The sequence below is a fragment of the Staphylococcus sp. 231237_7MaSpsaltlick genome, from assembly GCF_043107035.1.
In genome coordinates this window covers 22374-35491 of record NZ_JBICNX010000014.1, presented here as the reverse complement: position 1 = coordinate 35491, position 13118 = coordinate 22374, and the positions used below count along the sequence as shown (strand labels likewise).

The window sequence follows — 13118 nt, the reverse complement described above, 5'->3', positions numbered from 1 at the left end:
ATAAAATATGAGAAAACGAGCTAGAATCATTTATAATCCAACGTCAGGTAAGGAATTATTTAAACGTACGTTACCAGATGTGTTAATAAAATTAGAAAAAGCTGGATTTGAGACGAGTGCATATGCGACTGAAAAGGTTGGCGATGCGACTGCAGAAGCAGCAAGATGTTTAGAACATAACTACGATGTACTGATTGCAGCTGGTGGTGATGGTACCCTTAATGAAGTAATCAATGGTATCGCTGAACAGCCTAACAGACCCCAATTAGGGATTATTCCAATGGGGACTGTGAATGATTTTGGACGTGCTTTACATCTGCCTAATGACATCATGAGTGCAATCGATGTTATTATAGAAGGTCACAGTACCAAAGTTGATATTGGTAAGATGAATAGTAGATACTTTATAAACTTGGCGGCTGGCGGTCAACTCACACAAGTTTCATATGAGACACCAAGTAAATTGAAGTCGATTGTAGGACCTTTTGCATACTATATCAAAGGTTTCGAAATGTTACCACAAATGAAGGCTGTCGATTTACGTATAGAATATGATGATGAAGTGTTCCAAGGTGAAGCCTTGTTATTCTTATTAGGTTTAACAAATTCAATGGCAGGATTTGAAAAGTTAGTACCAGATGCCAAGTTAGATGACGGACATTTTACATTGATTATCGTTGAGAAGGCTAATTTAGCAGAATTAGGGCATATTATGACGTTAGCTTCAAGAGGTGAGCACACCAAACATCCAAAGGTGCATTATAAAAAAGCAAAATCAGTCAGCGTGTCATCATTCGTTGATATGCAGTTAAATGTCGATGGCGAATATGGCGGTAAATTACCAGGTAATTTCTTGAATTTAAAGCAACACATTGAAGTTTATACACCGAGTGATGTTCATAATCAAGAATTAGTAGAACAATAATAACGTAAATTAAGCTTGAAGTGTGTATTCACTTTAAGTTAAAATAAATAGTCAAAAAAAATTTAAAAGAGAGTTAAGCGACGAGGTTAGGTAAACATCAAGTATCCTAACCTCTTTTCATGTGGGGTGAAATAATGAGTACATTACAAAAAAATGAAGTGCGAGTAGGTAAAGTGATTGATTTGACACATGAAGGGCATGGTGTTGTTAAATTAGATCGCTATCCTATATTTATACCGAATGCATTAATTGATGAAACAATTGAATATAAAGTGATTAAGGTCAAAAAGAACTTTGCAATTGGTAAGTTATTAGATATTAAAGTACAAAGCAATCAAAGAGTTGAACCACCCTGTGTTTATTATTACAAATGTGGTGGTTGTCAATTGCAACACTTGTCATATCAAGCACAGTTAGCAATGAAAAAAGAACAAGTCATTAATTTGTTTCACCGTAAGGCCAACTTCGAAAATACTATTATCCATGACACAATAGGAATGAAGACGCCATGGCGTTATCGAAACAAATCTCAAATTCCTGTAGGTAAAAATGAAGATAATGATGCAATCATGGGTTTTTATCGTCAAAGAAGTCATCAAATCATAGATATGGATGAATGTTTAATACAAGATACAAAACATCAAGATGTAATGAATCATGTGAAGCAATGGTTCAATGAACTAAATGTGAGTATTTATGATGAACGCAAAAAAGCTGGACTTATGCGTCATGTTGTTATCAGAACAGGTCATTATACCGGAGATTTGATGGTTATATTTGTTACAAATGGTAAGAAATTCAAACAAAGTGACATTATGACTCAAAAATTAATTGAAGCATTTCCAAATATAAAAAGTGTAAAGCATAATATTAACAATACCCATTCTAATGTCATCATGGGTGACGTTTCACATACACTTTATGGTGTAGATCAAATTGAAGATACTTTATCGGATATTACCTTTAAGATTAGCGATCAATCATTTTACCAAATTAACTCTACGCAAACTGAAAAATTGTATCAACGTGCGATTGAATATGCAGATTTACAAGGCGAGGAAACAGTGTTAGACACATATTGTGGCATAGGTACAATTGGTCTTTACATGGCACCAAAAGCAAAGCATGTATATGGTGTTGAAGTTGTACCTGAAGCTATTGAGGATGCTAAAAAGAATGCGACTATAAACCAGTTTGAAAATACTACTTTTGTCTGTGGTAAAGCAGAAGAAGTTATTTTAAAATGGAAAGCACAAGGAATCAAGCCTGATGTAGTTATGGTTGATCCCCCACGCAAAGGTTGCGATGAAAGTTTTTTAGATACATTATTAGAATTAAATCCAAGAAGAATTGTCTATATATCTTGTAATCCTTCAACGCAACAAAGAGATGCACAACATTTAGCAACTCAGTACGAGTTAACACAAATAACACCTGTCGATATGTTCCCACATACAACACATGTGGAAACAGTGGCGCAATTTGATAGAATATAATATTTGTTAGTAAAAGGTAATAAAGGGAATAGACCAACTAACATAGAAGTATAATATTTCGAAATATTGCAGGAAACGGATGTTTGTTAAAATTCAATTACAGGCAACTAACTTTCGTGAAATGTACTTTAAACGTGGGAATAACCATTGTATACTCTAGGTAATAGGTAACGATTGGGAGGTTAGCTAATGTTTAAAATTGATTTGCTTGCTAATAAAAAAGCATTGGAAAGATTTATATTGTTCCAACTCACAGTGGTAATGATTTCAATTTTATTTTGCTATAAGTTGGCATATTCATTAACGCATATTATTGAGCAAAACATCGTCTTTAACATGATATTTGGGATTCTAGGGTTTACGGTGATTTATTTCTTACATGAACTGATTCATATCGTATGTTTTAAATTGTTCTCTAAAGGTGAGAAGCCCACATATAAATTTAAACTGGGCTTGTTGTCGACACATATGCCAAAGGTATATTTTAAAAGATGGCAATATATCATTATAATGTTAGCACCTTTAGTCGTTATCACAGCATTATTATTTATTGTATTTTCATTTTATGCTTACTCATCAATATTGTTTATTGCTAGTATACATGTGGGATATTGTGTACTTGATATTTATTTTGTGACTGGGGCATTAAATAGTAAAGTCAAACTTATTGAAGATACTGAAGAGGGTATATTGTTTTATACAGAAGATAAGACTACATACCGCACTGAGGTAGAATAAGCTAAATTAGGCAATTGTATATTATGTTAGTTCGATTATAGAGCCAATGATTTCAAGTTATTATTGAAACCATTGGCTCTAACTATGTCATGAATTGTAAATATTTTAAATTTCTAATAACTCATTAGAATAGACAAATGGCTACAACTGAAACTAAATTGCTAGTATAATAAATGTACTAGAAGGTAATATCCATGATGAAATTTTATGACATAAATGAAAAGGAGGTGTATGGTATTGGCAGAAAGACGCATTATTCATGTTGATATGGATTATTTCTTCGCGCAAGTTGAAATGCGTGATAATCCAAAGTTAAAAGGGAAACCAGTTATTGTAGGAGGTAAAGCGAGTAGTCGGGGCGTGGTATCTACAGCATCTTATGAAGCTCGTCAATATGGTGTTCATTCTGCAATGCCTACAGCTCAAGCGCATAAACTATGTCCGAATGGCTATTATGTTTCTCCAAGATTTGAAGCATATAAAGCAGCTTCTGATAAAATTATGAAAATATTTAAAAGTTATACAGATATTGTTGAACCATTATCTTTAGATGAGGCGTATTTAGATATAACCCATTTGGTGAGACCTGATCTTCCAGCATCAAGTATTGCTCAATATATAAGAAGAGATATTTTTGAGGAAACAAAGTTAACAGCTTCAGCTGGTGTATCATACAATAAATTTCTCGCTAAATTAGCTAGTGGTATGAATAAGCCTAATGGTTTAACAGTAATTGATTATAATAATGTTCATGAAATATTGATGAATTTAGATATTGGTGATTTTCCAGGGGTAGGTAAAGCATCAAAAGAAAAAATGCATGAACACCATATATTTAATGGACAAGATTTATATAATCAAAGTGAGTATGAACTGATAAGGTTATTTGGTAAACGAGGTCATGGTTTATATAATAAAGCGCGTGGAGTCGATCATAATCCTGTAAAACCAACAAGAATTCGTAAATCTGTAGGTACTGAGAGAACCTTTTCAACTGATATGAACGACGATGACGCGATATTACAAAAAATATGGGAACTAAGTAATAAAACTGCAGATAGATTAGCTAAAATTCAAAAGTCAGGTAAAACAGTAACCGTAAAAATAAAAACATATAAATTTGAAGCCTTATCAAAGCAAAAAAGTTTAAGGTCACCTGTTAGAAATGAAACAGATATCTATAATATCGCTTATAGCCTGTATGCTGAGTTAAAGGATCCTGAAGTACCAATTCGATTAGTTGGTGTAACTGTAGGTAATTTAGAACGCTCAACATACGAAAACATGACGATTTATGACTATATTTAAATTACATTAATGTAAACATGAACAGGCACGAAGCAAATTTTTGCTTCGTGCCTGTTCTGCATATTAATAAACTAATCTTTATCAGTTAAATCTTTTCCATAAATCTTTAACATGCTATCTAAATTTTCATAGTGTTGTAATAATCTGAATGTTATCATAGCGCATGCTTTCGCATCATTTAATGCATCATGATGACCATGGAAATCTAAATTGTAATATTGCATCATATAATTTAGTCCATAACGATGGTGATTGATTGTTCTTCTGGATAATTGCAATGAACAAAAGTATCTCATACTAGGTGTTTGTTGACCTATTGCCTTTATACTTTCATGCAATACATTCATATCAAACGCAGCATTATGCGCAACAACAGGTAAATTACCAATAAAATCCAACATATGTGGATAGACAAATGCAAAGTCAGGTGCATTTTGAACATCATCTGGTTGAATACCGTGTACTGCTATGTTTTGTTGAGAAAAATAGTCATTCGGATTTACTAATGTGTAAAATGTTTCAGTGATTTGATGATTGACTACTTTAACCATACCAACTGAACAAATGCTTGTGCGTTTACCATTTGCAGTTTCAAAATCCAAGGCAATAAATGCGTCGTCTTTCATTGTGCAAGTTCCTTTCAAAGTAAAAATATATCGTTTAAATTACTAGCTTCAATTATAAATAATATCCATATTGTTAGTAATATTATTATACACTATATAGAAATATTCATGGCACAACTTGCATAATCAATAGCAGTGATAAAATATAAAAAACCCATTCTTAAATGTGAATGGGTGAGCCGTTATGGAACGATTGAACTTAAGTTTAAAAAATATAGACTGAATTATGAACCTTATTCTTCATTAAATGTACGTGCTGCAAGTTCTTTTTCGTATAAATAAAGTGTATTGCTATCATCACCAATACGTTTCAAGTAATCGATGTGTGTTTCAAACATTGATTCTTCTTCAACTTGTTCATCTAGGAACCAATTTAAAAATGAAATTGTTGCATAATCTTTATCTTTATTTGCTAATTCTGATAAATTATAGAAACGACGTGTAACATCTTGTTCCTGTGCAAGTCCATCTTCAAATGTTTCTAAAATATTTTTGAAATCAGATTTTGGTGCTGAAATAGCTGAGAACACTGCTTTTTCACCACGGTCATTAATGTAATCATAAATTTTTTGGCCATGAAATCTTTCTTCTTTTGCTTGTTGGATATAAAAGTTAGCAAAACCTTCATATGAACCATTGTCACAGTATGCTGCCATTGCCATGTATGCATGGGCTGCGTAAAATTCATGGTTCATTTGTTCATTTAATGCGTCTAACAATTCTTTGTTTAACATAAGTAATAGCCTCCATATATCATTTTTTTCAGTATAACAAATCTATTCTCATTAGTAAATAATAATTATTATAATCTAGAGATTGGGTATGATAATTCTTAATGAGAATTGTTTGGAATACAACTTAATCATGTTATAATATTTTAAGTGAAGAAGTAGAGGAGGAACGACATGAGACGTTGGACTGCGACACGACTAGCAAAAGTAGCAAGGCAAGCGAGCAGAGCTGCAGGGAAAAAGGGCACTGACTTGCCAGGTCAAATTGCTAGAAGAGTAGATAAAAATATATTAAGAAAATTAGCTTCTCAAGTGGATGAAATTGTATTTATAAGTGGTACAAATGGGAAAACAACCACTTCAAATTTAATAGGTCATACTTTAAGAGCCAATGATATTAAAATCATACATAATAATGAAGGTGCGAACATGGCAGCTGGCATCACTTCGGCATTCATTTTACAAATCAAACCAGCAACAAAGATTGCTGTTATTGAGATTGATGAAGGATCGATACCAAGAGTGCTAAATGAAGTAACGCCGACAATGATGGTATTCACAAACTTCTTCCGAGACCAAATGGACCGCTTTGGTGAAATTGATATTATGGTTAACAATATTGCTAATGCTATAAGTAATAAAGGTATTAAGTTGTTACTAAATGCTGATGATCCATTTGTAAGTAGATTGAAGATTGCAAGTGATACAGTTGAATATTATGGTATGAAAGCTCATGCACATGAATTTGAACAAAGTACAATGAATGAGAGCAAGTATTGTCCTAATTGCGGACAACTCTTACATTATGATTATATCCATTATAACCAAATTGGGCATTATCATTGTAATTGTGGCTTTAAGCGTGAAGCAACGAAATACGAAGTATCTCACTTTGATTTAACCCCTTTTATTAATATATCCATTGAAAATGAAATGTTTAATATGAAAATTGCAGGCGATTTTAATGCTTATAATACAATTGCAGCATATACAGTTCTAAGAGAATTAGGATTAAATAATGATGCGATACGAAGAGGATTTGAAACATACACATCAAATAATGGACGTATGCAATATTTCAGAAAAGATAGTAAAGAAGCAATGATAAACCTAGCTAAAAATCCTGCTGGTATGAATGCGAGTCTTTCAGTAGGTGAACAATTAGAAGGACGCAAAGTATATCTAATGAGTTTAAATGACAATGCTGCCGATGGAAAGGACACATCCTGGATTTATGATGCTGACTTTGAAAAGCTAACACGTCAGGATATTGAAACGATAATCGTTACAGGGACTCGTGCGGAAGAGTTACAATTGAGATTGAAATTGGCTGAAGTAAATGTACCAATCATATTAGAGAAAGACATTTATAAGGCCACTGCTAAGTCAATGGAGTTTAAAGAGAGTTTTACTGTGGCGATACCAAACTATACTTCATTAACGCCAATGCTTAGTCAGTTAAACCACTCTTTTGAGGAGGGGAAAGATAAATGAACGAATTAACGGTTTATCACTTTATGCCAGATAAATTAAACCTTTATAGTGATATAGGGAATATCATTGCATTAAAGCAACGTGCCAAGCTGAGAAACATTAAATTAAATGTCAGAAATGTAAATGAAACTGAAGGTGTAACATTAGATGACTGTGATATTTTCTTTATCGGTGGTGGTAGTGACAGAGAACAATCATTAGCTACTAAAGAACTAAGTAAAATTAAAGAAAAATTAAAAACTGCAATTGAAGACGGTATGCCAGGCTTAACAATTTGTGGCGGTTATCAGTTTTTAGGCAGTAAATATATTACACCTGATGGTACAGAATTAGCAGGTTTAAACATTTTAGACTTTTATACTAAATCACAAACTGACCGACTGACTGGTGATATAGTAATTGAAAGTGAGACATTTGGTACAATTGTTGGTTTTGAGAACCATGGTGGAAGAACGTATCATAACTTTGGTACGCTAGGTAAAGTCGTGCATGGTTTTGGTAATAATGATGACGATGCTAAAGAAGGGATTCATTATAAAAATTTATTAGGTACTTATTTACATGGCCCAATTTTACCTAAAAATCATGAAATAACGGATTATTTATTGGAGAAGGCATGTGAGCGAAAGGGTATCCCGTTCGAGCCGAAACAATTAGATAATACGGAAGAAGAAGCGGCAAAGCAAGTTATTGTCGACCGTGTTTCAAAGTAACAGGTATAGCATAATCCTATTCTTATAGGTTTAATAAAGATATAACTAAAACTGCCAATACAGTGCATGCACTGTATTGGCAGTTTTTATATGAAAATTTTGTGTTTTGATTTGATGATTTCTTAGAAACAATCATTTAACCAGTGACTAAACGAGGTCTATCACGTTATCAGGTACTTTAGCAATGTACTAAATATAATAAACAAAGTCTAGACGATTACCAATAAAGACTTTAAATGAACCTTGTTTTTGAAACTGAATGACAAGAAGAGTAAAGTGTTTGAAAACGATTGCAAAAATTTAGGCAAATCGATGATCTAATATACGATAAATTAATAATATTTCGTAAATAATATGGCTCTTTATTTGATTGTCATCAAATTCATCTAACCCTTTAACAGATGCTTTTAACACGGAAGCAGCACGTCGTTGTCTTTCGAAATGTCCGGTTTTATGAATTTCACTAATACTGTGTGCAATATTAAGTATTGCAAGACGTTCCTCGCAAGTAAACACTTCATATGTATCCTTAGGTAAATAAACAAGGTTAGAAAGATGTGTGATAAATAATCTGTTGGTGTGTGAGCGTGTCGTTAATGATTTAAGTCTGATCCATTCATCGTCATGATGTTTATGGTAACTGAGTTCGTCTTTTTGATAGGATAGCAGTGTTTCTACCTTTTGGTTTAAATCTAACAATGCGTTCAATTGATTAAAGGGTGCTCCTTTAGTAAACTTCCCAAGTAACAGTTGTTTCATGCGTGTGTTGAATAAATCATACATCAAAGATTCCGTTAAATTAATATTGTCTTCAAGTTGATCATAGTACTTGGGTGGTAAGATGATGAAGTTGACTAACCCAGCAGTGACCAATCCGATAATGGCAGTCAATAAACGCGAAAAGAAATTGAAATAGTATGCTTCATGTATACCTGGAATCATCGCCATCGCTGTAAGCGTTGCTACTGTGGTACCAACATGTAAATTAAGTTTAGTACATAAAATAATAGTAAATGTTGCACTAAAGGCGTATGAAAATGGCGACTGGTCACCAAAGATAAAGGTGAATACAACAGAAAATAATGCACCTATTACAGTTGCAGGCAAACGCTTGTAGCCTTTTTTTAATGATGCTTTAGCAGTTGGTTCTATTGTTACGATAGCTGTTAATATTGCGAAAATAGGATTTAAATCTAAGGCTAAACAAAAAAATGCAGTTAAAAATGTAGCTAAACCTGTTTTAATTGTTCTTGCACCGATAATACGTTTATACCAATTATCATTCATTAACAAAACTCCTAGTAGATTAAAAAATCAAACGTAGTATATAAACAAAAGTTGCCGTATGATTCATTCAAGTATAGTGTTAAACTGTACTTGTTGAATTTTTCTAATTTATTATATCAAAAAAAATCTGCTATAATAAGAAAGAATATAAATTTTAAAAAGGAACGGGATAAAATGATTGTAAAAACAGAAGAAGAATTAATTGCGTTAAAAGACATTGGTTACATCTGTGCTTTAGTTCGCGACAAAATGCAAGCTGCTACAGTACCTGGTATCACAACTAAAGAATTAGATGATATTGCAAAGGATTTATTTGAAGAACATGGTGCAATTTCTGCACCTATCCATGATGAAAACTTCCCGGGGCAAACATGTATTAGTGTAAATGAAGAAGTTGCTCATGGTATACCTGGTAAACGCACAATTAAAGAAGGCGACTTGGTAAATATAGATGTTTCTGCATTAAAGAATGGTTATTATGCAGATACTGGAATTTCATTTGTAGTCGGTGAATCAGATAATCCATTAAAGCAAAAGGTATGCGATGTGGCTTTAGAAGCATTTGAAGCGGCAATGACAAAGGTGAAACCAGGCACGAAATTAAGTCAAATCGGGAAGGCTGTACACGCAACAGCACGTAAAAATGATTTGACAGTAATCAAAAACCTAACGGGGCATGGTGTTGGCCAATCATTACACGAAGCACCAAACCACGTAATGAATTATTATGATCCAAAAGATAAAACATTATTAAAAGAGGGCACTGTAATAGCAGTAGAGCCGTTTATTTCAACAAATGCTACATTCGTAACAGAAGGTAAAAATGAATGGGCATTTGAAACAAAAGATAAAAGTTTTGTTGCACAAATTGAACACACAGTGATTGTGACAAAAGATGGACCTGTTTTAACTACTAAAATAGATTAAAAGGTGTTTCGGTCTAAAGTCCTAATATAAGATGGTTCCGGAGCCTATTACAATGGCTCCGGATATTTTTTATAATAGAATCTAATCAAGCATGAGGTGATTCTATGAATTATATTACGTTATATTTAGAAAAAGTTACGAGAAATACATTTTATAGCAGTTTAGTAGAATACAGAGATGCATTAGATAAAAAATTAAGAAGCATCGAATTATATATCAAATACTTAATTGAAAGAAAAGCATATTTAGAAGAATTAATTGACAGTTTAACTTTAACCTTAGAGAATAAATATATCGATAAAATAGAGGAAAAACATATTTATTGCGCTAAGGAAATCGATGATAATGAAATTGAAAATATTAAAAATAAATTAAATGGAATGGAAGCAGACTACGCGAGAATTGAAGCCGATTTATCACAGCAAGCTACAGAGAAAGCGAATGTAGAAACAGAATGTGATTTAATCGAACGTATTAGTTTAGTCGCTTGAAGAAAGGTGGCGAAACATGACTCATAAATATATATCAACTGAAATGTTGATCATATTTACAGCTTTAATGATCATAGCCAATTTTTATTACATTTTCTTTGAAAAGATTGGCTTCTTATTAGTGTTATTACTAGGGTGCATTTTAGTTTATGTAGGTTACTTATATTTTCATAAAGTAAGAGGACTATTGTCTTTTTGGATAGGAACATTATTTATTGCCTTTACATTACTCTCTAATAAATACACTATTATAATTTTATTTATCTTTTTAATTGTCTTAATTGTGAGATATATTATTTATAGATTTAAACCATTAAAAGTTGTTGCAACGGACGAAGATGTAGAGTCACCCGAGTTTATTAAGCAAAAATGGTTTGGTGAACAACGCACACCAGTTTATGTATATAAATGGGAAGATTTACAGGTTCAACATGGCATTGGTGATGTCCATATAGATATGTCAAAAGCAGCGAATATTAAGGAAAATAATACAGTTGTTGTGAGACATATTTTAGGTAAAGTACAAATCATTGTTCCGCTTAATTATAATATTAAATTAAATTTCACCACTTTATATGGTAATGCTTATATCAATGATAAGTCTTACAAAGTGGAAAACAATAATATAAAGGTTGAAGAACAGACTAAAGCTGAAAATTATGCTGTGAATATCTTTGTTTCAACATTCTTAGGTGATGTTGAGGTGATTTATAAGTGAATCACTATATAAGAGCGATTGGCTCGATGTTAATATTAGTTTATAGTACATTTTTTGCAATCTTTTTTATAGATAAAGTGTTTGTAAATATCATGTATTTCCAAGGCATGTTTTACACACAAATTTTTGGTATTCCAGTATTACTTTTTCTAAATTTACTAGTAATATTGTTATGCATCATTGTGGGTTCTGTTTTAGCTTATAAAATAAATCAACAAAATCATTGGTTACAAAACCAAATAGAACGTTCAATTGAAGGTCAAACAGTAGGGATTAATGACCAAAATATTGAGCTGTACAATGAAACAATCGAATTATATCAAACCTTAGTGCCACTTAATCAAGAGGTACATAAACTGCGTATGAAGACGCAAAATTTAACAAATGAGTCATACAATATTAATGACGTTAAGGTTAAAAAAATAATAGAAGATGAAAGACAAAGGTTAGCTAGAGAATTACATGATTCTGTAAGTCAGCAATTGTTCGCTGCGAGTATGATGCTTTCAGCTATTAAAGAATCGAACTTGGAGCCACCTTTAAACCAACAAATTCCAGTCCTAGAAAAAATGATTCAAGATTCACAACTAGAAATGCGTGCTTTACTCTTACATTTGAGACCAATTGGTTTAAAAGATAAATCATTAGGTGAAGGTATTAAAGATTTAGTCGTTGATTTACAAAAGAAAGTACCTATGAAGGTTGTACATGATATCGAAGAATTTAAAGTACCTAAAGGAATCGAGGATCATTTGTTTAGAATAACGCAAGAAGCTATTTCTAATACATTAAGACATTCTAAAGGAACCAAAGTTACGATTGAATTATTTAATAAAGAAGATTATCTTTTATTACGCATTCAAGATGATGGGAAAGGCTTTAATGTTGATGATAAATTAGAGCAAAGTTATGGGTTGAAAAATATGCGAGAACGTGCACTTGAAATTGGCGCGACTTTCCATATTGTATCGTTACCTGATGCAGGTACAAGAATTGAAGTGAAAGCACCGTTAAATAAGGAGGAGTCTAATGACGATTAAAGTATTATTTGTTGATGATCATGAAATGGTTAGAATAGGAATTTCAAGTTATTTATCAACACAGTCAGATATTGATGTGGTAGGAGAAGGTAAATCAGGAAAAGAAGCTATTGAAAAGGCACATGAACTACAACCAGATTTAATCTTGATGGATTTACTCATGGATGACATGGACGGTGTCGAAGCTACCGAGCAAGTTAAAAAGGACTTACCTCAAATCAAAGTAGTTATGTTAACAAGTTATATAGAAGATAACGAAGTATATCGAGCACTAGATTCAGGGGTTGATAGTTATATTCTAAAGACAACAAGTGCAAGTGATATTGCTGAGGCAATTAGGAAAACACATGCTGGTGAATCTGTTTTCGAAGCAGAAGTACTAGTGAAAATGCGTAATAGAATGAAACAACGTGCAGAATTGTATGAAATGTTGACAGAGCGAGAAATGGAAATCTTATTACTTATAGCTAAAGGTTATTCAAATCAAGAGATCGCGAGCGCATCACATATAACAATTAAGACCGTTAAGACACATGTTAGTAATATATTGAGTAAACTTGAAGTTCAAGATAGAACACAGGCTGTTATCTATGCCTTTCAACATAATTTAATTCAATAATAAAA

The 13118-nt window shown here is 32.4% G+C and carries 14 protein-coding genes; 11 read left to right on the top strand and 3 right to left on the bottom strand.

Features of this window, described 5'->3' with window-relative positions; genetic code table 11:
* Positions 1–7 precede the first annotated feature (7 nt).
* From ACF91D_RS21180 to dinB, 4 genes are all read left to right on the top strand, one after another.
* Positions 8–925: a diacylglycerol kinase gene (locus tag ACF91D_RS21180; RefSeq protein WP_042739188.1), complete on the top strand. Its 918-nt coding sequence runs from the start codon at positions 8–10 to the stop codon at positions 923–925.
* Between the two features lie 134 nt (positions 926–1059).
* Positions 1060–2421 (top strand): 23S rRNA (uracil(1939)-C(5))-methyltransferase RlmD, encoded by a 1362-nt coding sequence (gene rlmD / locus ACF91D_RS21175; RefSeq protein WP_107526957.1) that lies wholly within the window; start codon positions 1060–1062, stop codon positions 2419–2421.
* A gap of 189 nt (positions 2422–2610) precedes the next feature.
* A complete protein-coding gene (locus ACF91D_RS21170) occupies positions 2611–3159 on the top strand; it encodes a DUF3267 domain-containing protein (RefSeq protein ID WP_107513080.1) in 549 nt (182 codons plus the stop codon).
* A gap of 237 nt (positions 3160–3396) precedes the next feature.
* Positions 3397–4467, top strand: a complete 1071-nt coding sequence (gene dinB, locus ACF91D_RS21165; RefSeq protein ID WP_042739185.1) for a DNA polymerase IV — start codon at positions 3397–3399, stop codon at positions 4465–4467.
* 71 nt (positions 4468–4538) lie between these two features.
* Here dinB and ACF91D_RS21160 read toward each other — a convergent pair whose 3' ends face one another.
* Both ACF91D_RS21160 and ftnA read right to left on the bottom strand, forming a co-directional pair.
* Positions 4539–5093 carry a 3'-5' exonuclease gene (locus ACF91D_RS21160; RefSeq protein WP_107526959.1) on the bottom strand — a complete coding sequence of 185 codons (555 nt, stop codon included), beginning with the start codon at positions 5091–5093 and terminating at the stop codon, positions 4539–4541.
* Positions 5094–5326: 233 nt separating this feature from the next.
* A complete protein-coding gene (gene ftnA / locus ACF91D_RS21155) occupies positions 5327–5827 on the bottom strand; it encodes an H-type ferritin FtnA (protein ID WP_042739183.1) in 501 nt (166 codons plus the stop codon).
* A gap of 171 nt (positions 5828–5998) precedes the next feature.
* Here ftnA and murT point away from each other — a divergent pair, with 171 nt between their 5' ends.
* Together murT and gatD are read left to right on the top strand one after the other, a co-directional pair.
* The gene (gene murT / locus ACF91D_RS21150) at positions 5999–7318 is read left to right on the top strand and encodes a lipid II isoglutaminyl synthase subunit MurT (protein WP_107526960.1); all 1320 of its coding nucleotides are present in this window, start codon (positions 5999–6001) and stop codon (positions 7316–7318) included.
* On the top strand, positions 7315–8031 hold the full coding sequence (gene gatD / locus ACF91D_RS21145; protein ID WP_107526961.1) for a lipid II isoglutaminyl synthase subunit GatD: 717 nt from the start codon (positions 7315–7317) through the stop codon (positions 8029–8031). Before murT ends, gatD begins: the two co-directional genes overlap by 4 nt.
* Before the next feature lie 300 nt (positions 8032–8331).
* On the opposite strand, the gene ACF91D_RS21140 is transcribed toward gatD, so the two are convergent.
* Positions 8332–9318: an FUSC family protein gene (locus ACF91D_RS21140; RefSeq protein ID WP_107526962.1), complete on the bottom strand. Its 987-nt coding sequence runs from the start codon at positions 9316–9318 to the stop codon at positions 8332–8334.
* A 174-nt stretch (positions 9319–9492) separates the two neighbouring features.
* On the opposite strand from ACF91D_RS21140, the gene map reads away from it, so the two are divergent.
* The 5 genes from map to vraR all read left to right on the top strand — a co-directional run bounded on the left by map (position 9493) and on the right by vraR (position 13113).
* The gene (map, locus tag ACF91D_RS21135; protein ID WP_107526963.1) at positions 9493–10245 is read left to right on the top strand and encodes a type I methionyl aminopeptidase; all 753 of its coding nucleotides are present in this window, start codon (positions 9493–9495) and stop codon (positions 10243–10245) included.
* 104 nt (positions 10246–10349) lie between these two features.
* Entirely contained in the window at positions 10350–10736 is a 387-nt protein-coding gene (locus ACF91D_RS21130; RefSeq protein WP_107526964.1) for a hypothetical protein, read from the top strand.
* A gap of 16 nt (positions 10737–10752) precedes the next feature.
* Positions 10753–11454, top strand: a complete 702-nt coding sequence (vraT, locus tag ACF91D_RS21125) for a cell wall-active antibiotics response protein VraT (RefSeq protein WP_107526965.1) — start codon at positions 10753–10755, stop codon at positions 11452–11454.
* Entirely contained in the window at positions 11451–12494 is a 1044-nt protein-coding gene (gene vraS, locus ACF91D_RS21120; protein WP_042739176.1) for a sensor histidine kinase VraS, read from the top strand. The genes vraT and vraS overlap by 4 nt, the downstream gene beginning before the upstream one ends.
* Positions 12484–13113 carry a response regulator transcription factor VraR gene (gene vraR / locus ACF91D_RS21115; protein WP_042739175.1) on the top strand — a complete coding sequence of 210 codons (630 nt, stop codon included), beginning with the start codon at positions 12484–12486 and terminating at the stop codon, positions 13111–13113. The genes vraS and vraR overlap by 11 nt, the downstream gene beginning before the upstream one ends.
* Positions 13114–13118 lie beyond the last annotated feature (5 nt).

What these genes read in the sequence shown, in the direction of transcription:
- ACF91D_RS21180 (WP_042739188.1), top strand. Translation starts at nt 8, where the DNA reads ATGAGAAAACGAGCTAGAATCATTTATAATCCAACGTCAGGTAAGGAA.
- rlmD (WP_107526957.1), top strand. Translation starts at nt 1,060, where the DNA reads ATGAGTACATTACAAAAAAATGAAGTGCGAGTAGGTAAAGTGATTGAT.
- ACF91D_RS21170 (WP_107513080.1), top strand. Translation starts at nt 2,611, where the DNA reads ATGTTTAAAATTGATTTGCTTGCTAATAAAAAAGCATTGGAAAGATTT.
- ACF91D_RS21160 (WP_107526959.1), bottom strand. Translation starts at nt 5,093, where the DNA reads ATGAAAGACGACGCATTTATTGCCTTGGATTTTGAAACTGCAAATGGT.
- ftnA (WP_042739183.1), bottom strand. Translation starts at nt 5,827, where the DNA reads ATGTTAAACAAAGAATTGTTAGACGCATTAAATGAACAAATGAACCAT.
- murT (WP_107526960.1), top strand. Translation starts at nt 5,999, where the DNA reads ATGAGACGTTGGACTGCGACACGACTAGCAAAAGTAGCAAGGCAAGCG.
- gatD (WP_107526961.1), top strand. Translation starts at nt 7,315, where the DNA reads ATGAACGAATTAACGGTTTATCACTTTATGCCAGATAAATTAAACCTT.
- ACF91D_RS21140 (WP_107526962.1), bottom strand. Translation starts at nt 9,318, where the DNA reads ATGAATGATAATTGGTATAAACGTATTATCGGTGCAAGAACAATTAAA.
- map (WP_107526963.1), top strand. Translation starts at nt 9,493, where the DNA reads ATGATTGTAAAAACAGAAGAAGAATTAATTGCGTTAAAAGACATTGGT.
- ACF91D_RS21130 (WP_107526964.1), top strand. Translation starts at nt 10,350, where the DNA reads ATGAATTATATTACGTTATATTTAGAAAAAGTTACGAGAAATACATTT.
- vraT (WP_107526965.1), top strand. Translation starts at nt 10,753, where the DNA reads ATGACTCATAAATATATATCAACTGAAATGTTGATCATATTTACAGCT.
- vraR (WP_042739175.1), top strand. Translation starts at nt 12,484, where the DNA reads ATGACGATTAAAGTATTATTTGTTGATGATCATGAAATGGTTAGAATA.